Source organism: Paenibacillus sp. FSL K6-4396, assembly GCF_038002525.1.
Classification (GTDB): domain Bacteria; phylum Bacillota; class Bacilli; order Paenibacillales; family Paenibacillaceae; genus Paenibacillus; species Paenibacillus amylolyticus_B.
Genome location: NZ_JBBOCR010000001.1, coordinates 1,548,459 through 1,572,544, shown reverse-complemented (window position 1 = coordinate 1,572,544; position 24,086 = coordinate 1,548,459). Strand labels below are relative to the sequence as shown.

The window sequence follows — 24,086 nt, the reverse complement described above, 5'->3', positions numbered from 1 at the left end:
TAATAATCCAAGTCAACATGCCTTCCATCACTTTCTTTAATACATTGAACGATACTCACATCAGATATTCTGAAGCCCCAGTTTTCCCGCGCAACGACCACAACGGTAACGCTTCGGATCTATTTTCCGCTTGCGCAAATATTCCGTACCACAGCTCTTACACACCAGCTTATAACGATAGGGCAGCGGCTTTCTGCCTTTGCCGTCAGGAAGTGATTGGCAGTAACGCGAACCACCTACCTTCTGTAATAAAGCCTTGAATTCCGGATCACGATGCTGATAACCGCGCCCACGAATATGCAGATGATAGTGACACAGCTCATGCTTGATGATTTTCTCAACCTCATCTCGCCCATAGGCTTCGAGTTGATGCGGATTGATTTCAATCCGGTGACTTTTGAGCATATAACGCCCACCCGTCGTGGTCAGGCGACTGTTAAACAACGCTTCATGGGTGAACGGTACTCCGAAATGATCCAGTGATACCTGTTCAATCCATTGTTGCAATTCCTCATTTTCCATCGGTATCTTCTCCTTGCACCCCCTCGGAGCATTTGTTTTTCCGGCATAATACTTGAATTTTAACCGTTTCGTAGGCTACACTGTCAAGTAGAATGTATGAGGGGAGATTATTACTCGTTATGCCTACAATGCGCTATGTCATCCTGCAGCAGGAACAACACTTGCAGTTTGTGGAAATGCCGGCAGATTACGCCTATCAACTCAGTGCGCTCAATCTGCGCCTGCACAAGGAAATTGATAAACTCACGGCAGCAGATGTCCCTGTCCTGCCTTGGGCGATCGCCGAATGTGACAGCCTCGATCTCCTAAACGAAAATCTTACTATCATCGGCGGCCTTGATTATATCAATGCGCTTGAAGAATCTTTTGCAGCACTACGTGAAAGCCATTATCCCTTGATTTCTCTGCTTACCGAAATCCGGGCTCTTCAGGCCCAATTGGAACAATGGTATGAAGAAGAGATGGAAGCTCTCTAATTCACCGCAGTTATCATTTTATAATGATGAGAACGAAAAGCACATCTCCCTGAATTGGGATTTGTGCTTTTTTTGAGTCAACGAGACATTGATTTGCCGGAGGCCTCCACTTATCCCGCACAGTCCAGGCTATTGCCACATATGCTAACGTACAGATGAATTATGCAAGAGGAGGAGATACCCTTGCCTCAATGGCTTTGCAATCAACTGATGCGTGCATTTCACAAAAAGGATAGCCGGCAAATCAAGTTGCTGAACGAATGCTGGTTCTTTTATCGTAACAAACCAGCAAATGGCACACCACGCAGCGCGGAGAACGAACTTTAAGAGGTTGTTCATAAAAGTCTGCATTGGATTACGAAGGAAGGCTTTTTGAACACGTACTTTAAGAAAATGCACATATTGCCCACCGTACTTACTAGAGGAATTAGAACGGATAACGGGACTATTACTGTCGACAACAAACAGCCTTCCTGGTTAGGGAAGGCTGTTCTCCAATCCTACTATTTAAGAAGACTGTTGCGCAGAAGCAGGCTTCTTCATCGTCAGGCCGACACGGCCTTTTTTGGTATCCACATTCATAACCCAGACCGTTACATTATCCCCGACAGATACAACATCCATCGGATGTTTAACATACCCGTTGCTGAGCTGTGAAATATGGACAAGCCCATCACTCTTGATCCCAATATCAACAAAAGCACCGAAATCAATAACGTTCCGAACCGTACCTTGCAGCTCCATGCCTTCCACCAGATCCTCAATTTTTAATACATCTGTACGGAAGATTGGCAACGGCATTTCTTCACGCGGGTCACGCCCCGGACGCTGCAAGCTGTCCAGAATGTCACGCAATGTAGGCACACCTACGTCCAGTTTCACAGCCAATTGTTCTGGCTGTTGCTCTGACAGTAATACCGACAGTTCCTTGCTGCCCAGCTTGTCCAGTGCAACCTGAAGCTCCTTGAACAGCTGATCCACTACCTTGTAAGACTCAGGGTGAATCGGTGTACGGTCCAGCGGGTTCTCGCCCTCACCAATACGCATGAAGCCTACGCACTGTTCATAGGTTTTGGCACCCAGACGTGGCACCTTCTGAAGCTGACGGCGGTTCGTAAACCGACCATTTTCTTCACGGTATTTCACGATGTTTTTGGCAATCGTAGCGTTAACTCCGGCAACATATGACAGCAACGAAGGTGATGCCGTATTTACGTCCACACCCACATGGTTAACTGCGGATTCGACAACAGCCTTCAGGCTTTCTTCCAGAACCTTCTGGGAAACGTCATGCTGATATTGACCCACACCAATGGCTTTTGGATCAATCTTAACCAACTCCGCCAGCGGGTCTTGTACCCGGCGAGCAATGGAAGCTGCACTGCGCTCCGCAACATCCAGATCCGGGAACTCTTCCTGGGCCAGCTTGGATGCAGAATACACACTCGCCCCTGCTTCGTTAACAATCAGATACACAAGACTTTCATCACCGTTCTCCTGAATGATCTCGGCAACAAACTGCTCCGTCTCACGTGATCCGGTACCATTACCAATGACGATCAGTCCGATATCATATTGCTTGATCATCCGATGGAATACTTCCGCAGCTTCACGTTTCTTGTTGTGTGGTGGCGTTGGATAGGTCACAGCCACTTCCAGCAATTTGCCCGTATCATCTACTACAGCCAGTTTACAACCGGTACGATAGGCCGGATCGACACCCAGCACACGTTTGCCATGAATCGGCGGTTGAAGCAACAGATTACGCAGATTGGCCGAGAATACCGATATGGCCTGATTTTCACCTTTTTCCGTGAGTTCTCCACGAACTTCGCGCTCGATGGAAGGCGCAATAAGCCGCTTGTATGCATCTTCAATCACATCACGCAGGATATCCTGTACGGCAGAAGCACCACGAATGATCTGTCCTTCCATATGACGATGGGCCGGTTCTGCCTGCACGTCCAGGCCAACTTTGAGAATACTCTCACGTTCCCCGCGATTAATCGCGAGAATCCGGTGTGGAGGCATCTTTTTGGCTAGTTCGCGGTAATCATAATAATTTTCGTACACGGACTCCTCTTGAGCATCCTTCGCTTCTGAAGTCAACATCCCGTGATCCAAGGTATACCGACGAATCCATGCACGAATGGCAGCATCGTCTGCGATATTCTCAGCGAGAATGTCTTTGGCTCCCTGAAGCGCCGACTCCGCATCTTCTACACCCAGTTCAGCATTGATATATTTCGCCGCTTCCTGGAGTGCATCGCCTTGTTTCGGTTGCCCCCAGATCCATACAGCAAGGGGCTCAAGACCTTTTTCCTTGGCCACGCTCGCACGCGTTTTCCGCTTCTGACGGAACGGACGATACAAGTCTTCCACTTCCTGCAGCTTCACCGCTTGGGTTATGGATTGCTTCAGTTCTCCGGTCAGCTTGCCCTGTTCCTCTATAATACGGATGACTTCCAATTTGCGATCCTCAAGATTGCGCAGATAAACAATGCGTTCTTCAATCGATCGCAGCTGGTTCTCATCCAGCTCTCCAGTCATTTCTTTACGGTAGCGGGCGATAAATGGAATCGTATTGCCTTCGTCCAGAAGCTCCGACGTTGTACGGACCTGCTTCAAGGACAGTGACAGTTCCTTGGCTACCTGTTTGATGATTCGTTCATGGCGTTCTGCCTTTATTGTTTCTTCATTGGGTTCCAGAACCGTTTCCTGTTCAGACAAAATAAATCCCTCTTTCCTTCCTGAATCGTTCGTTACAATCATTTCAGGGCAGCTTTGCTGCTGTAATTACAGTATAGTTGAACCATTTGTTTCTTCCACTCTACCCTATATTATCACAGAATCACGTCCAGATTTCCATCAATCCGCAAGCATACAAGTTCTGACAGAATGATGTCATCCTCCAGCCTTCCCCATTACGTCAAAAAAAGACCGAAAATCGTCATCACGACGCTCCTCGGTCTTTCCTTTTTTTAAACTCTAAATAAAATAGCAATCTAATAAGTGAAACTGCTCATTTACACGATAACGGAGAGGACAGAAAAAACCTGAAAAAGCGAAGCTAAAAGCTTTCTGTAAGAAAGCTACTTCGAAAGCATACACTCGCCTAAAAGCTTTCTGAAAGAAAGCTACATCGGAAGCATACGCTATCCCGGATTTTCCCTTTGAGAAAAGGGAATCAAAAAATCTGGGGATAACAGCAGCGATTGGAAGGTTGTTCAGTCATCGTAGTATCCGTGTAAATAAAATGTAGTTCACTTATCTAGACGCGCTCGAACCGGAACATCTCGCTCAGATAGTCTCCTGATGTGCTGCCTACCGAAATACCGCCATACATGAGAGCATCGCCGGTAAAGGTCTCTGATCCGCCTTTCAGACGGTAATCCGCATTCGGGTCCAATCCTTTCAGCTTCAGGCGCTGAAGTGGCGCATTAGGCTCTGAGAGCACACGGAAGTAGAATACAACAGCTTCGCTTCCGTCTGGTGCAATAAACATCCAAGCTGTCTCATTGCCTTCAAACGGGCTGAGCAAGCGACGGAATGTTCCATATTGAACCGTTCCACGGATCTCCTTGTACAGCTCAACCTGGGCTTTCACGATGTCATTCTCTTCCTCCGTGAATTTTGTCAGGTCCAGCTCATACCCGAAGTTGCCCGACATCGCCACATGCCCCCGAATCTCTAGAGAAGTGATCCGGTTGACCTGATGATTCGGTACCGCTGAGATATGCGACCCCATCGAACTTACCGGGTACACAAGACTCGTACCGTATTGAATCCGCAGGCGGGAGATCGCATCGGTGTTATCACTTGTCCACGTCTGTGGCATGTAATACAGCATACCTGGATCGAAGCGGCCACCACCACCGGAACAACTCTCGAACAGAATGTTCGGGAACGCCGAAGTGATTCGTTCCATGACGTCATACAACCCCAACATGTAACGATGCGCGGTCTCACGCTGTCTGTCTGCCGGAAGCAACGCTGAACCCACTTCCGTCATATTCCGGTTCATGTCCCATTTCACATAAGTGATTGGTGCAGAACCAAGTACGTCTGTTAACATGCGTACAATCTCATCACGTACATCCTGACGAGAGAAGTCGAGTACCAGTTGTTGACGTCCCTCTGTCCGGCGACGATCAGGCACATGCAGACACCAGTCCGGGTGCGCACGGTACAGCTCACTGTCCGGTGAGATCATCTCAGGCTCAAACCACAGTCCGAACTGCATGTCCAGACCTGTTACCCGGTTAGCCAGATCATCCAGTCCCTGGGGCAATTTGTTTTTATCTACAATCCAGTCACCCAGCGAGGAGTTGTCACTGTCCCGGTGTCCAAACCAGCCATCATCCAAGACAAACAGTTCAATACCCAGCTTCTGTCCAGCGCGAGCAATCTGTTCAATCTTGTCCGCATCAAAACCAAAGTAAGTCGCTTCCCAGTTATTGACCAATACCGGACGCTCCGCATTACGGAATTTGCCACGTGCGAGACGCTCCCGATACAATTCGTGGTAGGACTGTGACATGCCGTCCAACCCTGCAGCCGAATACACCATAACGGTCTCCGGTGTTTGGAAAGCTTCCTGTGGCTCCAGCTTCCAGCTGAACTCGAACGGGTTGATCCCAAGCGATACACGGGTGGTGTGGAACTGATCCACTTCAGCCTGTGCGGTGAAGCTGCCGCTGTAGACGAGACTGAATCCGTAGACTTCACCCTGATCTTCGTCCGTACCTGGTGTCATCAGCGCAATAAATGGATTTTGCTGGTGACTGCTTGAACCGCGACGACTCTCGATGCCTTGCAGGCCTGACGCAAGCGGTCTGCGCACGATATCACGTTCCCGTGTCCAAGCTCCTGACAATTGCAACAATTCATAATCCGCATGCGGGAAATCAACAGAAGAACTGAGCGCACGCACCACATTCACAGCGGTAGCGCTCTCATTCACGATACGCATCGAGCGTGTAATCGCATTAAATGCCGTAAAGGCTGTATAAGAAAGTTCGATCTTGATGCCTGCAACGCGGTCTTCCAGTTCAATAACCAGCGTCTCTGCCTCGTCATCGGATTCAACGTATGTTGCTGGCAGTCCGGTAAGCGCTGTCTTTCCTTTGACCAATCGATGACCTGTATACGTAAACTCCGAAACCGTTGAGCCATTCTCAAGTTCCAATTGGATTGCAGGGTTACGGAAATCACTCGTGCCATACACTGGCAATTCCACTGGCAACGTATCGAAGGAGATCGTACGATCCTCTGGCACCGGGTTAGGGCTAAAGGACGCTCGTTCTGTCCGTACATGCAACCAGCTCAGATCGGTGTCGCGTAATTTTTTGCCATAATACAAATGCACCAAATATCCTGAAGGCAGTACCTGAAATACGTAACTGGCCTCACGGGTCTGTAAATGAAATTGAAGTTTCTCCTGATTGATGTAAATGCTCATATGTCTCCTCCACCTCTATATATAGGTCTTTCGGGTAAACGGTTTCTCAGGTTTCATTATAGCGAAAAGATCGCCAATGTTCTACGCTTTCATCAAGCTTTAATCAAAAGAGCGCATAACAGCCCGAAGGATGTCATACGCTCTTTTGGTTACAGTCTGAATTCAGTGTGTTCCCTTACAGGAACATCCATTGCCAACGGACGGCAGTGCAGCGTACAAGACGCTGGTTACTGCCTTAAAAATCGATTAAACCAAGACTGATCTGTAAGGCTTCGTTGACCAATTTCATGGTCTCCTCGTCCAGATGGGTAATCTTGTCAGTCAGCCTCTGTTTATCAATCGTCCGTATTTGTTCGAGCAAAATAACCGAGTCCCGGTCAAAGCCGTGTGCCGCCGCATCAATTTCCACATGCGTTGGCAGCTTTGCCTTCTGGATTTGGGCGGTGATAGCCGCCACAATACAAGTTGGACTGAACCGGTTGCCGATATCATTCTGGATCACCAGAACCGGCCTGACTCCACCTTGCTCGGAACCGACAACGGGAGAAAGATCCGCAAAAAAAACGTCACCACGTTTTACGATCAATGTCTACACCCCGCTAACTAAGCGGTCCAGAGTGCTGTCCGCATCTTCCTCCGCATGAAAGGCTTCGGATGCCATGGTCAGATTAATTTTTGCCATCTCCATGTACCCTCGCTGCATCGTTTCACGGATGTAACGTTTCTTACGCTCCGTTAAATACAGCTTCATAGCCTGCCTAATCAATTCGCTGCGGTTGGAATTCTCCAGCGCTACGATGCCATCCACTTCCTGCAAAAGATAATCAGGTAAACTGATCATGATCCGCTTGGTGTTCTGCAAGTTGGCCACCTTTCTTCCACCCCCACAAACCTTTCGCCATTGTGAACCAGTATTACGTTTTTCCAGAACTTTTATACAAAGGAATATATATGCCCCGAGTATATCAAGTATGCTGTACTCCATTATAAACACGGGGAACAATATTCGTACAGACCAAACATCTCAATTCAGGAATTAAATCCTTACTGTCATACAACATTCGAGATGCTCCGACAGTTTTCCTTCTGTTCTGAAAAAAAGTTTATTGGTAATGACGTCCAGTTAGCTGTCAGGATGTCAAAAGTGGATTGATTCTGGCGACTACTGCTCCCCCGCGGGTATATACCCGTGGAATGCGGTGCGCCATCATGCAGATCACTTCATAAGCAATCGTACCGAGCTGGGATGCCACCTCGTCTGCGGTTATAACGCCACCAGACTGATGACCGATGAGGACAACCTCTTCGCCGACTTGAATTTCTTCCGCCTCTTCCGCGAAAGATTGTAACGACACCATACACTGATCCATGCAGATTGTACCGACGACAGGGACGCGGCGGCCGCGTACAAGCACTTGTGCTTTACCTGTCAGCATTCTGGAGAATCCGTCTGCATATCCGATCGGCAGGGTCGCTATTCGTTCGTAACCTTGCGTAAAATAACGGGTTCCGTAACTGATCCCCCAATGGGGTGGCAGTGTTTTGACCAGAACCGCTTTTGTCTTCAGCGTCAATACCGGGGACAGCTTCACCACCTGATGATTCACTTCAGCCGAAGGATACAGTCCGTACAGGCTTATTCCCACACGAACCATGTCATAGGACAATTCCGGTGTATCAATGGCAGCGGCGCTGTTCGCCGTATGTATAATCGGGATGGAACATCCCTGATCCCTGAGCGCATGAACCACGCTTTGGAACCGTCTATACTGCTCCAGTGTATAGGTTTTGTCTTCTTCATCTGCTCTGGCAAAATGGGTAAACATGCCTTCCAGCATCACCTGATTGAGCGAAGCTACTTCCTCAATGAAAGCCAATGCCTCATCGCCAGGCAACAGACCTAATCGGCCCATGCCGCTGTCGATTTTAATATGAACCTTCAGTTTGTTAGCGAATGTACTCGCATCCAGATGTCGAATGGCTTCAAGCACTTCCCTGCTGAACAGTGTGACGGTCACATCATGTTGCCATGCAACAGCGATCCCTTCAGGCGGCGTATAACCCAGTACCAGGATTGGAATCGTAATCCCATGTTGTCGCAGTTCCAGAGCTTCGTCAAGAAAAGCCACACTTAAGTAATCCACACCCACTCGTTCCAGTTCCCTAGCCGTCTCCACCGCTCCGTGTCCATAGGCATTGGCCTTCACACAGGCGAGGAATTTCATGCCCTGAGGCAATGCCTCGCGGAAAGCTTCTACGTTAGTACACAAATGATCCAAATTGATCTCCGCTTGGGTCGGCCGATATTGTCCTTGCACGTTAAGTCACCTTCTCTAATCATCTTAATCCGGCTCACGTCAGACTCCATCGTAATGCTCCAGCATGTGACTGTCAAATGAACCGAAGTTTCGCATTCAAAAACAGATGTAAGGTGCGCCGTTTGAGGAACAAATGCGAACACAGAAGAAGACCAATAAGCGAGATTGGCAGGGCAAAATTCCACTTTCCCACCCCAGCAAAATCTGCTTATATCGATTATTTACCCGGTTCCCTCTGCGTAGAAGCGCATTTTGCATTATTGGGTGTATCGAGTAAGAAAAACGGCGCCAGATGAATACCTGTCTTACATCAAAGCAAAGCACCGGAGAACGGGTCTCCGATGCTTCTTAGCATTCCTTATGTTTATGCTACTATTCGTTCATTTGTTCAAAAATCATTTGCCTGACTCTTCCTGCATCGATGTTGCAATGCGTACCATTTCGTTCTGAGGCAGGTCGGCACTGGTGATCCGATATTCTATGCCATCAGTCATCCATGTCAGTGTCTGCAACGCATCTCCGCTGATCATCCCCAGTGTGAATCCAAGATCCACTACACTGGATGGAGCAAGCGATACAGCTCGATCCTGCGGTCTGGCTTCGAAGATCGTGTAATTATAGGTTCCTTCATAACGAAGCATAACCGAGTAGTCTCCTGCCTCTTCCAGAATCTGATCATCCTTAAGCTGCACGCCTTCCGGCGCATAAGTCGGCTGAATTACGCCAAAGCTGTCTGGACCTTCCGGTTCTGCAATTGTTGGCTCTTCGCCTTCCTGACCTGTCGCAGCTCCTTCTGCCCCTTGCTGCTCTGCGTCACTACCTACACCTGTCTGTCCATCAGTGACAGCTCCATCAGGTTCAGGCGCAGTCTGAGGATTGGCAGGTTCTTTACCGCCCTCATTGCCCGCTTGCTCCACAGGAGTCACACCAGAGTCCGTTCCTGTTTTGCCGCCTTCTTCTGAAGCTGCTGTCATGTTACGTTGCATGTCAAAGGCATCTTTCTCAAATTCAGTTCCGAATTTGAAGGAGTCAAATTTCACATCGACCACAACATTGGCATTGGAGTCGGATACCTCAACCTGTTTAGGTGCGTAATCCGATTTGTTCAGCCAGATCTTCTGTCTGACGAGTGCATGTGTATTATAATTGGCAGCTACATCAAATACATAGCTCTCCTTCTCATCCGCAAACTGACGGGTTGTATCTCCCGTAATGCTCCGAATCAAAGTTTCATAGAGATACACCTGACCTTGATTATCCGGCCAATTGCTCTGAAAACGGAAGCTTTTGTTCTGGCTCGGTGTCAAAACAAACACGCCTTCATCGTTACGCAGGACAATCTGTGTTACATCCTTTTTGGCATTTGTTAACGCAATACGATAATAGGAAGGCTTCTGATGCCATACCTCGACCTTGTACTGCTGCGGCGTATCTCCGGTATGCAGCGTCATCACGCCTGCCCCCTGGTAACTTTCCATCTCTCCTACGACTTCGTTCAGATCTTTGACCACAGCTGCCGCATCCTTCTTCCCGCAGGCGGCAAGTAAGGCCGATAAGACCAATACCATGGCAAGCATCCATGATATTCGGCGCATGACATCATCCCCTTTAGCACATGTTTTCACTTCAGGATTGTGCTTGCAGCAGAACCCCTACTTGATTAGTACATGTTATGAGGGACTTGTTCGATATATGCGGACTAGTTTGACAAGCAATCGGTGAAGTCCGTTAATACGGCATTGCTACGCAAAATCAGTCTCGGGGAGGATGTTAACTTTATCCAGAAAAGGCATAGTGAATTGTAGGAGATTATTCGTTTTATTGAATATTGGGAGGGAAAAGCATGACGACAACAAAGCTTAGCACATCTCTGGAAAGACTGGATGAATTCATCGACGAGCAGCTTCAATTTTGGAATGGTGTCGGCACAGCGGTGGCTGTGGTCCATAAGGATGAAGTCGTCTGGCAAAAAGGCTACGGTTATCGTGACCTGGAGTCCAAACTTGAAGTTACCCCTAATACGTTGTTTGCCATCGGTTCAAGTACCAAAGCCTTTACCGCAGCAACCGCTGCTCTGCTTGTGGATCAGGGAATACTCGACTGGGATACCCCTGTGAAGTCGTATATGAAAGATTTTCAGATGTTCGATCCGATCGCAACAGAACGTATAACTATTCGCGACATGCTGTGTCATCGTTCGGGTCTTCCACGACATGAGTTGGTATGGTACAACTCCCCACGTACAAGAGAAGAACTTGTGCGTGCATTACAGTATCTGGAGCCAAATCAAGATTTCCGAAACAAATGGCAGTATCAGAACCTGATGTACATGACGGCAGGTTATCTGGTTGGACAGCTCAATGAAACTTCGTGGGAGCAGATGGTTCAGATGACCCTATTTAATCCGCTGGGTATGAACTCAAGTCTGTTCTCTGTTGAAAAAATGCAACTTCAGCCTGACTATGCGTACCCTTATATGGAGAAGGATGGTCAGAATACGAGAATACCTTTTCGAGCCATTGATGCCGTAGGACCTGCTGGTTCCATTAACAGCAATCTAGCCGATATGATTGCATGGCTTCAATTCCAGTTGCATCAAGGTCAATGGGAAGGAACGTCCTTGATATCTAAGGAACAGATGAAGATTATGCATAGTCCTCAGATGCCCAGTGATTCGCCGTTCATAAGCCAAGAACTGCCTGTGAGTACATATGGTCTGGGTTGGATGATTGAGCCTTATCGTGGACATGCCATGATTCATCATGGTGGGGCTATTGATGGCTTTGCATCACAAGTTGCTTTTTTGCCAGAAGAGCAGATTGGAATCGTGGTTCTGAGCAATACCAACGGAAGTATAATTCCGTATACGGTTGCTTTTCATATCATGGACCGACTGCTTGGACTTGAGCCCGTCAATTGGAGTTCCAAATTGAGCAAATTAATGGGGAAAGAACCAGCAGAAACGGAGGCTAATCCGGAGAATCCTCTGGAAGTACCTATTCAGCCAGACTCTGCCGTTGAGGAAAAAGTTGAAGAACCTCACATTACACCTTGTGATCGTCCTTACACCGCTTATGCGGGTATTTACACACATCCTGGTTATGGCGAGATGTCTATTCAGGAGACAACGGACGGGTTGCAAGCAACCTTTAATGCCATTGAAATGCCCATGGAATACACCGGGAAAGATACGTTCTCCGTCGAATTTGTGTTATTCGGTCTGAAGATCACGTATACGTTTACCCTCAATGAATCTTCAGAAGTTGCTCAATCCATCTCCATTCCTTTGTTGCTTGAGCCAAGTACAAAACCTATTGAATTCATCAGGGTTTCGTAAACGATCAGAACTGGTGAACACCTGATTCATTCCGTTGTGGTATCCATACCTACCACAACGGAATATACACCGGATAACTCACATCCTCTTCTTCGGCACCAGGTCTTCTCTTAACCCACAATCTACGCAGATCAGGCAGACCATACCCCGCAAGATGATAATCTCGCAACGAATCATGATGGGCGTGTTCTTCCTTGAAGCTGTATGTGGGCAGAAGCAATGCCTCCTGAATCAGTCGATCTTCTAACCGAATCAATCTATTCAACCGCTCCGCTGGTTCCTGGATCATCACCACTCGTCCACATTCCTGTTCCAGTTCATGTCTCCAGTAATCATTCATCGCAATCAGGAATAACGTGTTCTGGAAGGTGTACATCGTCACGAGACTCAGCACGACATGATCATTGAAGATTTCTCCTGTATAGATCAGATCACAATCCCCGAACCCATCTTGATAGACTGCATGGATCGGATCTCCCTGCATAATGTTGATATGTAGGCCAATCTGTTTACTTCTCTCTGCAAACCAGACCATATCTGCCTCCATCTTCTCGCCTTCTTCCACCCACAGACTTAAACTCTGCCCTTGATAAGAGCTATGACGCAAGAATGCTGAGGCCCGCGCCAGTGAGGTCTCCACGGAAAGTTCAGATACAGGTGTGACCGAACCATCCAGTTGTTCCGATTGCTGTTTCCATGGCTCCCCTTGATCTGAACCCACCTTTAAAGGTTGCTGTACTCGTCCTCGAATCAAACTATAAGCAGCCTGCGTGTTCGTGCTTCCGAGCGCTTGCGACAACTCCTGCGCATTCAATAGTTGTTGAACAGCCCGGCGAAAATTCACATCATGCTGTGGCCCTTCCTTTTGCATATTAAACGTCATATACATGCCACCCTGCATCTCATGCTGCACGGCACGAGGCTCCGCATCCGGAAATATATTATGCTTGATGACGGACTCCACCCTCCCAGAGTGGGGAAGTTGCCATACTTCAACGCGGTCAATATAGGCTCGGCCTCGGAAGTAGGAAGGGAATACTTCCAACACAAGCAGCTTGGAATCATGACGTGTCAACCGATAAGGTCCTGTTCCAATCGGATGGAGCGGATTCATCTCCACATCTCTCGGCAAGATCGATGCAGACATACTGCTCATCAGATCCGGGAACATGAAGTTAGGCTTGTTTAACACAAAACGTACAGTCAATTCGTCCAACGTCTCTATGCGCTCAATAGATCCAAACAGAGGCCTGCACGGGTTACTATTGTCAGAGATAATGCGATCAAAGGTAAACTTCACGTCCTCTGCATCCAATATCCTGCCATGATGAAAGGGTATACCTTTGTGCAGATAAAAAGTCCATTCCCTCCCCTCCGAATGACTTTCCCATGCCACTGCAAGACTCGGTTCACAGACCTGGTGTTCAGCATTATAGCGAACCAAACAATCAAAAACCTCCGCAACAATAAAAACTTCTCCCCACATGGCCGTCTGCGTGGGATCCAATGTCTTAAAAGGGATATTCCGTGAAATCCGCAATGTATCCACTCGTCCTCTGTCCCCTTTATTCGAACTCAGACCAAATTGATGCTGCATTTGCTGTATCAGATGTTCTCTCATCGTAATTGGTAAGGTTGCGGCCAGTTCATAGGCGTCCTCCATCCTGTTCCCATCCAGGAAATGGTCAAATCGTTCACGCGCCACTTCAAGCAACGGGACACAAAATACCAGCATCGATTTTTTGCCTCTGCCGCGCTGCGGGTTCCACCTGACCCATCCGTTCTCCTTGAATTTGTTCATAATGAGGTTCATATTGCGCATGGTACAACATAATAGATCGGCGAGTTCACCTACCGTTGTATGCAATTCTTGTTCATCATGTACATGTGGAAAGTTTAATCGCAGTTGAATGTAATGTTCTGATACGTCCATATATGCCCTACCTTCTGCTAAAATACGAAATCCATCCGGATGCTTCTACAGTTTTTCTTCAGGTTTTCCTCCATTATACTCAGTAATATCAACATGACCAGTGGGAAGGAAGAAAAACGACTTATGAAATACGCCGATCTGCACCCTAACATCAGGATACGTATCATTACTGATTTTTTCACCGATCTGACCCAGAAGTCCATCATTCCATTCATGGCGATCTATCTGAGTATTCAGATTGGCGCAGGTTTGGCGGGGTTGTTGCTGACGGTCAATATTGTGGCGTCCATGATTGTGGGATTGTGGGCAGGATATTGGTCTGACCGGATTGGACGGAAGAAATTGATGGTGATCGCACAAAGTCTCCAGGTCGTGGCTCTACTCGGCTTGGCCATCGCCAATTCGCCGTGGATGGATTCGATCATTGTCACTTGTCTCATGTTTCTGCTCAGCAGTCTCAGTTCAGGGATCACCGTGCCGATTGCTAATGCCATGATTGTCGACGTGAGCAGTGAACATGAACGTCATTATGTATATGGATTGCAATATTGGACAACAAACGTTGCTGTAACTTTTGGTGCACTGATGGGCGGGCTATTTTTCGAATCATTTCGTTTCCTATTGTTCAGTCTGGTATGCCTCGAAAGCCTAGCTACCCTGTTTATTTTGATCTTTATGATTCGTGAAACAATGGATAAACACGTACTTGGTTATGTCGATGCTCCCATCCAGAGGAACATACTGAAAACGTACTGGGCGGTCTTTCAGGACAAACGTTTCATGATATTTTTCACGGCTACTGTACTTGCAGTCTCCCTGGAATTTCAGTTGGATAAATACATCGCTGTTCGTCTAAAAAATGAATTCACCGCCCAACTGTTCGGCTCTGATATCTCAGGTCTGCATATGTTCAGCCTGATCATGGTCATCAACACCGTAATGGTCGCCTTGGTTGCCATTCCGTTCTCCAGATGGATAGGTCGCTTCCAGTCCCGATCTATCATGACTGTTGGTATGCTCCTCTATACCGCAGGTTTCACCGTACTTGCTTTCAGCAACTGGGCCTGGTTACTCATCTCATCCGCTATACTGCTAACCGTTGGAGAATTGATGTACGCCCCTGTTCGTCAGGTCATGCTCGCGGGTATGATTCCAGATTCGGACCGTGCTGCCTATATGGCTGCTGACGGGTTGAGTTACAACGCTGCTGCCCTTCTCGGCAGTCTCGGGTTAACCATTGGAGCCTTTCTGCCCTCCTATGCGATGGCTGGTCTGTATATCCTGATGGGGCTTGGAGCGCTCATCTTTTTCCGAATGTTACTTCGGAAGGCAGAGGAACAGAATCAACATCTGCCGTGTGCAGATGCATCTTGATTTCACTTTTCCGACAACTTTTCCGACAACAAAATAATGATCCTAAGGGAGCCCAAGTGGCTCTCTTTTTCATGTCCATTATCAACGTTTAGAAGTAAATTATCTTTAACATTTTGTATATTATAGTTTACATTTAGTCAAATATCATGTACATTAGTTTCATGGAGGTGAGCAAGTGGAAGAATTACACAATCACGTTCGGGAGTTACGAGCCAGAGAGCGGCTATCCCAAGCAGAACTGGCCAAACACATTGGTGCATCCCGTCAAACCATTGCCCTGATTGAGCGTGGAGATTACTCTCCGTCGGTCGTTCTGGCACTAAAAATAGCACATGTATTTCGTGAACCTGTTGAAAAAATCTTTGAACTGAAAGGTGGAGATTAAAATGAAAAATTCATCATCCTCGTCCATTAAAAAGCGGTTGCGTCTTCCCTTGTATGCAGCAGGTGGTGCTGTAGTTGGTTTTCTGGGAGCTAGCGGAGTCAGTAAACTCCCTTCTGACTTGAACTGGACGCTGTCCGTGTATTATGACTATGATCTTTTATTCGCAATTCTGGCGGCTTTTGTGGTAGTTATGACGGTGTGGAACATCTTCAGTCTCTCCCGCACGCCATCTGTCCCTCCCATGGGAGATGATGCTTATGGAGATTCCGATTCACTCATCTCTCCCGCAGAGCGCTCCCTCGGAAAAGCGATGATCCTCAGCGGATTCAGCGTTATCCTTACGTTTACCTGGGCAGCACTTGCTTTGTCCTTGTATGCATCCAACCGAACCATGCCGAATTCTCCAGAACTGTTCAACCTCTTGAATTTAGTTGCTTCATGTATCTCTATTATCATCGTTGTGGTCGTGCAAACTCTGACTGTGAAGCGATACAACCGTTATTATCCTGAACGCACTCTGGATCTGAACTCGCGCAATATGAAGAAAGATCATTTTGAGAAGCTGGATGAAGGCGAGAAATGGATCGTGTATCGCGCAGCCTATCGTTCTTTTCAGATGATGAATGTACTTCTTGGTGTTGGAATGGTCTCTATGGTGCTGTATTCGGTTCTATTCACCTTCGCTCCATTCCCGATCGTAATGCTCTCTGTAATCTGGATTGCCAACATTGGAATCTATTATCGTGAAACCTATCGTGCGAGTAATCAGTAATACATGGGTAGGTAACTATTTTGTAAATATTTTCATAAAGGAGTGTTTGCATGCATTTATCCAGACGAAAGACCCGTTTCAGGTTCACCTCCCTAACAGGAGCTTTTATGGCTGTGGTTCTGTCTCTCAGTCTATGGGTACCCGCGGTTCAGGCGGAGACTGCAACTCCAGTAGCTGCTGAACAGGGAAAGACGAAAGCGCTGACAACTGAATCGGCTACAGCATTTCTGGATTCATTCTTCGATTCACCTGAGGCAAAGCCCCATTATGTGGGCGCCTCCGTGGTTGTTGTGAAGGATGGCAAAGTTCTGGCGGAAAAAGGATACGGATTCTCCGATGTGGAGAGCAAAACAGCGATCGATCCCAAAAATACCGCTTTCCGTGTAGCCTCTGTCTCCAAAACGTTCACGTCAGCAGCTGTAATGCAGCTGGTAGAGCAAGGCAAGGTTGATCTGCAAGCTGATTTTCAGACCTATGTGAAGGGGCTCGAATTCGATAATCCTTTTCACAAACCTGTAACTGTGGAGAACCTGCTGACACACACGACCGGATTCGAGATCCGTGATCCGCAGCAGGAAGACATCCATACTGATTTCGACAAGTACATAGCGATGGAGGATTACGCACAGCAACACATGCCTCCTGTCGTTCGCGAGCCTGGTAGCGCCTACATGTACGATAACTTCTCGTTTTTGCTGCTTGGCATGATTGTTGAGAATGTAAGCGGCGAGCCTTTTGAATCCTACATGCAACAACATATCTTCAAACCGTTGGGAATGGATAACAGCAGTTTCATGCTGGACAAAAAGTTCCAAAAGCAGCTGGCTACTGGCTATGATGCGGCACACAATCCGCTTGATCTGTACACCATCTCTCCAACACCAATGCCTCATGGTGGCATGTTGTCTACTGCTGAGGACATCGGGAAGTTCATGATTGCGTTCCTGAATGATGGCGTGAAGGGCAACGAGCGTATTCTCAAGGAATCCACAGTGAAAAGTATGGAGCAGTACCGTTCATCCATTCATCCACTGCTACCAAATACCACCTATGGATTCGAAGCTGCATTTCAGCTTCCCGGAGCAGGAAGTAGTCCAAAAATTATTACGAAAGCAGGCGACCTGGCTGGATTCAGCTCTTATCTCTTCCTTATTCCCGAGCAAAATACAGGCGTTTTCCTGACGTATAATCAAAATGGAGCACTTCGTAATCTGTTCTACCCTGCATTTATTCAGAGCTTCTTCCCGCAATATGCAGAGCCTGTGCAGTTCAAGGATTACACGCCGCAATCCGCGGCTGAGCTGCAACGCTTCACCGGATTGTACGCGGATCTGCGGATTAGCACGATCGTCAGCTCCTTGAAAAATGCTGGTAAAGAACCTGGACAACTGAGCATTTCGGACGTTTTTCTGGGTCAACGCAACCTGATTCAAATGGAAGATAATCTCTTCAAAGATGAATTGACCGGTCAATTCACAGCATTCAAGAAAAATGCTGATGGAACCATCTATATGAAAGAACCTTACCTCAACCCCATGGGTTATGAGAAAAAAGGGCAAAAGCCTATGGGCTTCCGGGATGTTCGTGATAACAGTCCTTATGCTGAAGCAATCTATGCCATCCAATCTCTTGGATATTATGAGAATGATGCTAACAAGTCTTTCCAACCGAAATCAGCTGTGACACGAGCTGAATTTATTGAGAACACCCTTAAACTGAGTGGTTTGAAGCCTAGCAAAACAACGCCCCCTGCAGGCACTGACTGGGCAGACCATGCAGCAGCCGGATATATCCAACTTGGATATGAAATGGGTATGATTACTGGCAAGGACAAACAGCAGTTTAAGCCGGATCAAGTCATTATCCGACAGGAAGCCATGGTCATGATGTGGAGAATTCTGCAATTGCAATATCCTAGTGAACTGTTCACGGATGTCAAACTTGCGGGACACACAGACCCATGGGCTGTACCAGCCGTTCAGATGATGGCGAAGCTTGGTATCCATGGACCCGAGGTGAAGGTAATGGAGGATGGTTCTGTTGATTTCCTTTCCCGCAAACCTCTGATTCGTCAGGAAGAGGCTGCGATCATGTATGCGCTGCTTACCCAACCAACAGATCAAATCGTCGCTGAACTGATGGCTGCTCAGCAGCCGCAAGCAGAACCTTCTGAAGAAGCCGAAGCTGTAGAGGAGACATCTGAAACTGCACCGGTTCCAGTACCAGCGCCGGTCCCTTCTGCGGCTTCAGCACAATAAAAATAAAACATCTTCATACCGATTAGATTTATCATGCTCATGATGCAAAAAAACAGGCTTGTTCAGAAGGGAATGATCCTTCATGAACAAGCCTGTTTCTTTAGGTTTCTTACGTTATAATAGCTATCGGTTACATGTTACCGAATTATATCCATCTCTATTCGATCAGCGAAGATACATGACGGTTCCCGTTGCGCTGATCAAACTTGGCTGCAACGGTCTGAGCATGCTCCGCAAAGTAATCGGCCAGCTTGAGCAGGTCGCCTGGATCGCCTTCATACGAGAAGGACGCTGGCAGGCGCATGCGATACCCTTCCGACTCTTTTTCTTCCGCCCAGCGCCGCAATAACGGAGCTGCCTTCGCATAATACATCATTTTGGCGTAAGCATCTTCATGATCGGCTGCGAGCATCAGTGTTTCTTCGAGGATATCAATTCCTTTTGCCGGATTCGTACGTGTGAGATAATCCATCTGCTCCGCAAAACTCTGCACAAAATCGTTCTGGCCTTTGATCAGGCGATATCCCTTGGTCTGATGTTTATCTGCTTCCGCAGTCCGTCCCAACCGATATAGCGGCATCAGAATTTCCGACAACGTTAGATGCGGAATCTCTGCACAGCTCATACGCCCTTTCAGAATAGGCTGTGCCACTTCCAACACCTTCTCATCGTCTCCTTTTAACAAGAAATATCGCATAATCTCATCCTGCTCACACGCCTCACAGTCACTCATGAAGTCGCGGTCTAATGTTCTGAACTTGTCATAACTGCGTCCTGATTCTTCCAGCTCTCCGAAATCCATAAAGATGCGGAAACGATAGTACCAGTAAGAACGCTCACTGTAACCATAAGACTTGAACCGTGCTCCGAAGTCCTCCAGCAGCTCCATGATCTTGTCACGTGATATTTCCGGGAAGTCAGGCATTTTGCCGAGAATCCATTTATATGACCATAATAACGTTTCTTCATCATACAGCTCTGGTTGCTGATCGAACTTGCCAAGTTGCCAGGAAAAAGCGATCAAAGCTTTCATCGGATATCCACAGAAGGTGGCTGCATCCACAATCTCGGAGCGTGCTTCGTACGCCTCCTCAACCATACCATTCACATCGGCTACCCGCGCTGCTTCCTCCAAAAAACCGAGCTTTGCAGGACCATTAGGCAGTTGATAGGCCTCTTCCATCAAATCTTCAAAATCCATCTCTGTCTTCATCAGGCATCTCCCTCATGGTTCATATTTGCGCGTAAACCCCAATCAATAAACCGTACAATTCCCTGGTTCAACACTTCAAGCTCCTGCTTGTTCATGGCGTAATGGCCCATCATCAGTGCGTTGACATACAGCATTTCTATAGCAATCGGTGTCATCTGATTATCTGGTGAAGTCAGCACCCGTTTAATGATGGGATTGTTTACATTCAGATACAACGTCGAGTACCCTGCCGAATTAATGCCTGCCGACAACGAACCGAGAACAGAGGAGAATAAGTCAGTACTCTCTTCGCTTGCTTTTTCCAGCGCACGCAGCGTGGATGATTCCTGCGAAAGGGTAAACAACACCGGCAGATCCGATGGCTTGAATCCTTTCACCTCTGCCCGGCAGCGGAAACGTTGTAATGCCGAATCTGCCAAACGCAGCGCATCATAATACTGGTTACGTTCAGCAGGTGCAACATCCGTGAATGTCATCGATACTTCATCTGGCTCAATCCGCTCGGTCTGTACATGGTTCAGTATGACTGGAAGCATCGCCATCAGTTCCTTATCATAGATGTAACCTGCGTTGACGACCAGCATGGACTGTGCTGAAGCCACATGGTGAATCTGGCGGTATTCATCAATGGAGCCGGTGTAATACAGCGTATCCCCTTCATCAATCAGTTCACCCAGTTCCCGGTGTCCTCTCGTCGTCTCAAAAGGCAGCCAGCGGTGAATCATCGCGTAGAACGCCTGATCCTGAACGGCCAGTGCTTTCATCGAAAGGGCATGCAGGCGAATCAGCTTCTGCAGACGTTCGATCTGATTCTCAGCCATGTCAGCCAGCCCCATACGCAGAGCGTCTCCAAGCTCGGAGCGCACCTCTTCCAGTTTTTCATTTTCATAGAAATGTTCTCTTGATGCCGTCGGTTGAAGCTCATCGGTCCAGATCAGGCATTTCACGAAGAACGCCCACTCCGGCAAAATATTCTCGGCTTTCTCCGAGATCAGCATTCGCTTCAGGTACACCCGGTGAGAACGCTTGGCATTCAGATTCACCGCATGGGGCAGAACATAAGCAATGCCTCCCGTACGACCGGAAGCCGTTGTAAGCGTGATGAAATCCTGGAACTTCTCCCCGAGCAGACGTTCACCAAAAGCAAGCACTTCCGCTCGGCAAGAACGGGCAAGTTCCGGGCGTGTAAGCCAGATCGGAGAATCCTGATTGACAACAGACTGCGCCCCATCATGTATCAACGTAACCGGATAAGGAAGCAAAGCGCCGTAGTAAAATAAAGCTTCTTTCACATACTCCGTTTCAAAATAATGTGCTGCATCCGGTGTACAACGCAGATATACTTTCGTTCCGGGGGACAACTGTGTGTCCAATTGTCTAATCGTATATGTACCATCCGGCTTACCTCTCCACTCCATCGAGGGACCACCCTTAATCGATTGAGTCAGCATAACGATCTCATGACTTACCATGAAACAGCTGAGCAGACCAATACCGAAACGCCCAATAAACGATGTCTCGCCATCCAGCAGTGCCTGTTGTCCCCGCTTCGAGGATTGTCCAATCATCGCCAGAAACTCGTGGATGTCCGCTTCGGTCAGGCCAACTCCGTTGTCCTCCACCATCATCGTCAATTGATCACCGGTTCCTGTCAGCTCGATTCGTGCTTCTCCCTGATATCCCGGCTCCACTTCCTTGCGTGCCGTGATGGCATCTGTTGCATTTTGCATGAGTTCACGCAAGAACACCTTGGGACTACTATATAGATGGTTGGATAAAATCTGGATCATCCCGCTCAGATTCACTTGAAATCGATATTCATTGGATGCTGTCATGACTCACTCACCTTCCTCTACGTCCAAACACAATATGTACCCATACGATGTATTCGTATGGATGTGTTAGACGAATTCATTATGTAATCGTTAGAAACAGACGTTCCCCGTGACAGGCACGCCAAAACATCACGTCAAGCCGGCCCTGGATAACCAAGACCGGCGTATATGCATATTTCAGGCATTCATGAGACGTATGGCCTTATCTTTCATTACCACGTTATGAATAGCAATGAAACGGATGTTCTACCCTAAAATAAGGATACATGTTACAAGGCAGAGTGAAAACAAACCTGAGACCCGATTTCAGGCAGACTTCAGGGTAAATGTGCATCCTGCATTCGGGACTATTGAAGGAGGAAAATATCTTTTTTATCGTCCATTTGAACGATATCAGCCTACCGCACGTATAATCTCCAAACTCAGATCGGACGGTGAATATACATGATCGAAGTACGTAACATATCCAAGCAATTCAAGGTGCATCAAGCACTACATGATGTCAGTTTTACAGTTAAACAAGGCAGTGTCACCGGGTTGATTGGACCTAATGGTTCGGGCAAAACTACACTGATCCGTATCATGAATGGGGTCTTGGGCGCTTCCGGTGGACAGGTAACCATTAACGGATTGGATGCCGCTTGTGAGGCAGAGAAAGTACTGGCCATGTGTGGCACTCTTACCGAGCAAAGTGGATTATATGAAAATATGAGCGGGCGTGACAATCTGACTTTCTTCGCAGATGTTTTTGGCCTGAAGCATGCCCAGAAACGAATCGAAGAGCTTGTAACTCTGTTCGAGTTGCAGGATTATCAGCATCGAAAAGTCGGCACCTATAGCACAGGCATGAAGAAACGCTTGGGCCTTGCACGAGTACTCTTGCATCGTCCTTCCATCCTGTTTCTGGATGAGCCCACCAATGGCCTGGATCCGGATGGAATTCAGATGGTGCTGCGCATTATCCGTCAGTTAAATAAGGAAGAAAAGATGACAATTCTGGTCTCATCCCACGTGCTGTCCCAACTGTCAGCCGTCTGTGATCATTATATTTTCATGGAAAAGGGGCGCATCGTGGAGGAAGGCACGGAACAGGAGATTGTTAGCCGGTACCTGTCCACTCCGAAGCTCGAAGTAGAAGCCGACATGTCCGATGGATGGCACACGGCAACCCACTTTACACCTGAAATAATCTCCGCACATCAAGCGACATTCCAGCTTACATCGCGTGAAGATATTCCATTACTGCTAAGGCAATTAACGGAGCATGGTCAAGTCTATCAGGCCCGCATCACGGGCAGTGATCTGGAAAGTATCTATTTTGCCATAAGGGAGGCACACCACCATGAATAACCGCCAAGCCATACGTGCACTGGTACGTAAAGATATCCGGTCCGTCACAGCCAGCGTTCAGCTCTGGTTGCCCATGTTGATCGTTCCACTGATTATCGGAATCATTATGCCCTCCGCCCTCCTGTGGGCGGCCTCCAGAATGGAACTTCGTTCTCTGGGCAACATCAGCTTTCTACTCGAATCATTGGATGCGTTAACCCATGGTGGACAGATTCCCCAGCTTGCTTCCATGCCTACAGATAATCATCGTATTGTCTATTACTTGGCCATGTATATGTTCGCTCCCTTGTTTCTCATCATTCCGGTGATGGCCTCCAGCATTCTGACAGCCAATAGTTTCGCTGGTGAGAAGGAACGTAAGACGCTGGAAGGGTTGTTATTCACACCGATCAGTATGAACACTCTTTTTAAAGGCAAAGTGCTAGCTGCCCTGATCCCTTCCATTCTATTATCCTGGGTTACTTTCCTGATCTATGGAATCATTGCCAATATTCTGATGTACCCCATGTTTGGAACGTTGATGTTTCCCAATCTGAACTGGATCATACTTGTGGTCTGGGTTGTTCCCGCTTGCAGTCTTATGGTCATTTTATTAAACGTCCTCATCTCGGCCAAGGTCCGTGGGTTCCAGGAAGCCTATCAGCTTGGCGGATTAATTGTCCTTCCCCTCATCGCCTTAGTCGCTGGTCAAGCCAGTGGCATGCTGCTGATTGGTCCTTGGATGTTACTCATGATCGGAGCTGTGCTCATGCTCATTAGTGTGGTTCTCCTTCGTCTGGTCACGTCGTGGAATAGTCGTCAGCAACTGGCGGAAAGTCAGATCTGAATGATGTGGAGTGTAGCGAGGAAATT

19 protein-coding genes are annotated in these 24,086 nt (G+C 47.7%); 9 read left to right on the top strand and 10 right to left on the bottom strand.

Going from position 1 to position 24,086, the window contains the following annotated elements:
• Positions 1 to 60: 60 nt before the first annotated feature.
• Complete coding sequence (locus MHB85_RS06895; protein ID WP_036669054.1) at positions 61 to 522, bottom strand: SprT family protein; 462 nt, start codon at positions 520 to 522, stop codon at positions 61 to 63.
• Positions 523 to 641: 119 nt separating this feature from the next.
• Between MHB85_RS06895 and MHB85_RS06890 the strand changes: the two genes are divergently transcribed.
• Positions 642 to 998: a hydrolase/acyltransferase gene (locus MHB85_RS06890; RefSeq protein ID WP_105597708.1), complete on the top strand. Its 357-nt coding sequence runs from the start codon at positions 642 to 644 to the stop codon at positions 996 to 998.
• A 183-nt stretch (positions 999 to 1,181) separates the two neighbouring features.
• Positions 1,182 to 1,325, top strand: coding sequence for a cortex morphogenetic protein CmpA (cmpA, locus tag MHB85_RS06885; RefSeq protein WP_017690033.1), 144 nt, complete (start codon positions 1,182 to 1,184; stop codon positions 1,323 to 1,325).
• Positions 1,326 to 1,505: 180 nt separating this feature from the next.
• On the opposite strand, the gene MHB85_RS06880 is transcribed toward cmpA, so the two are convergent.
• The 6 genes from MHB85_RS06880 to MHB85_RS06855 form a co-directional block, all read right to left on the bottom strand.
• Positions 1,506 to 3,728, bottom strand: a complete 2,223-nt coding sequence (locus MHB85_RS06880; protein WP_244660969.1) for a Tex family protein — start codon at positions 3,726 to 3,728, stop codon at positions 1,506 to 1,508.
• 541 nt (positions 3,729 to 4,269) lie between these two features.
• Positions 4,270 to 6,459 (bottom strand): alpha-galactosidase, encoded by a 2,190-nt coding sequence (locus tag MHB85_RS06875; RefSeq protein WP_192133136.1) that lies wholly within the window; start codon positions 6,457 to 6,459, stop codon positions 4,270 to 4,272.
• Positions 6,460 to 6,694: 235 nt separating this feature from the next.
• Positions 6,695 to 7,045 (bottom strand): type II toxin-antitoxin system PemK/MazF family toxin, encoded by a 351-nt coding sequence (locus MHB85_RS06870; protein ID WP_024630714.1) that lies wholly within the window; start codon positions 7,043 to 7,045, stop codon positions 6,695 to 6,697.
• Positions 7,046 to 7,048: 3 nt separating this feature from the next.
• Positions 7,049 to 7,330, bottom strand: coding sequence for a CopG family ribbon-helix-helix protein (locus MHB85_RS06865; RefSeq protein WP_017690037.1), 282 nt, complete (start codon positions 7,328 to 7,330; stop codon positions 7,049 to 7,051).
• Positions 7,331 to 7,589: 259 nt separating this feature from the next.
• Positions 7,590 to 8,777: an alanine racemase gene (gene alr / locus MHB85_RS06860; protein ID WP_192133134.1), complete on the bottom strand. Its 1,188-nt coding sequence runs from the start codon at positions 8,775 to 8,777 to the stop codon at positions 7,590 to 7,592.
• A gap of 395 nt (positions 8,778 to 9,172) precedes the next feature.
• On the bottom strand, positions 9,173 to 10,372 hold the full coding sequence (locus MHB85_RS06855) for an outer membrane lipoprotein-sorting protein (RefSeq protein WP_091015327.1): 1,200 nt from the start codon (positions 10,370 to 10,372) through the stop codon (positions 9,173 to 9,175).
• A gap of 248 nt (positions 10,373 to 10,620) precedes the next feature.
• Between MHB85_RS06855 and MHB85_RS06850 the strand changes: the two genes are divergently transcribed.
• A complete protein-coding gene (locus tag MHB85_RS06850) occupies positions 10,621 to 12,114 on the top strand; it encodes a serine hydrolase (RefSeq protein WP_105597704.1) in 1,494 nt (497 codons plus the stop codon).
• Between the two features lie 49 nt (positions 12,115 to 12,163).
• Here the strand turns inward: MHB85_RS06850 and MHB85_RS06845 are convergent, their stop codons facing one another.
• A complete protein-coding gene (locus MHB85_RS06845) occupies positions 12,164 to 14,047 on the bottom strand; it encodes an ABC transporter substrate-binding protein (protein WP_192133132.1) in 1,884 nt (627 codons plus the stop codon).
• Between the two features lie 93 nt (positions 14,048 to 14,140).
• Here MHB85_RS06845 and MHB85_RS06840 point away from each other — a divergent pair, with 93 nt between their 5' ends.
• From MHB85_RS06840 to MHB85_RS06825, 4 genes are all read left to right on the top strand, one after another.
• Positions 14,141 to 15,421, top strand: a complete 1,281-nt coding sequence (locus MHB85_RS06840) for an MDR family MFS transporter (protein ID WP_341072667.1) — start codon at positions 14,141 to 14,143, stop codon at positions 15,419 to 15,421.
• 175 nt (positions 15,422 to 15,596) lie between these two features.
• The gene (locus tag MHB85_RS06835; RefSeq protein ID WP_192133130.1) at positions 15,597 to 15,806 is read left to right on the top strand and encodes a helix-turn-helix domain-containing protein; all 210 of its coding nucleotides are present in this window, start codon (positions 15,597 to 15,599) and stop codon (positions 15,804 to 15,806) included.
• 1 nt (position 15,807) lies between these two features.
• Positions 15,808 to 16,578 (top strand): DUF3169 family protein, encoded by a 771-nt coding sequence (locus MHB85_RS06830; protein ID WP_192133129.1) that lies wholly within the window; start codon positions 15,808 to 15,810, stop codon positions 16,576 to 16,578.
• A gap of 50 nt (positions 16,579 to 16,628) precedes the next feature.
• Positions 16,629 to 18,836, top strand: a complete 2,208-nt coding sequence (locus MHB85_RS06825) for a serine hydrolase (protein ID WP_192133128.1) — start codon at positions 16,629 to 16,631, stop codon at positions 18,834 to 18,836.
• A gap of 157 nt (positions 18,837 to 18,993) precedes the next feature.
• Here MHB85_RS06825 and MHB85_RS06820 read toward each other — a convergent pair whose 3' ends face one another.
• Together MHB85_RS06820 and MHB85_RS06815 are read right to left on the bottom strand one after the other, a co-directional pair.
• Positions 18,994 to 20,049, bottom strand: coding sequence for a hypothetical protein (locus MHB85_RS06820; protein ID WP_091015337.1), 1,056 nt, complete (start codon positions 20,047 to 20,049; stop codon positions 18,994 to 18,996).
• Positions 20,049 to 21,884 (bottom strand): HSP90 family protein, encoded by a 1,836-nt coding sequence (locus tag MHB85_RS06815; RefSeq protein WP_192133127.1) that lies wholly within the window; start codon positions 21,882 to 21,884, stop codon positions 20,049 to 20,051. Before MHB85_RS06815 ends, MHB85_RS06820 begins: the two co-directional genes overlap by 1 nt.
• 444 nt (positions 21,885 to 22,328) lie before the next feature.
• Between MHB85_RS06815 and MHB85_RS06810 the strand changes: the two genes are divergently transcribed.
• Together MHB85_RS06810 and MHB85_RS06805 are read left to right on the top strand one after the other, a co-directional pair.
• On the top strand, positions 22,329 to 23,234 hold the full coding sequence (locus MHB85_RS06810) for an ABC transporter ATP-binding protein (RefSeq protein WP_192133126.1): 906 nt from the start codon (positions 22,329 to 22,331) through the stop codon (positions 23,232 to 23,234).
• Complete coding sequence (locus tag MHB85_RS06805; protein WP_091015342.1) at positions 23,227 to 24,060, top strand: ABC transporter permease; 834 nt, start codon at positions 23,227 to 23,229, stop codon at positions 24,058 to 24,060. Before MHB85_RS06810 ends, MHB85_RS06805 begins: the two co-directional genes overlap by 8 nt.
• Positions 24,061 to 24,086: the final 26 nt, after the last annotated feature.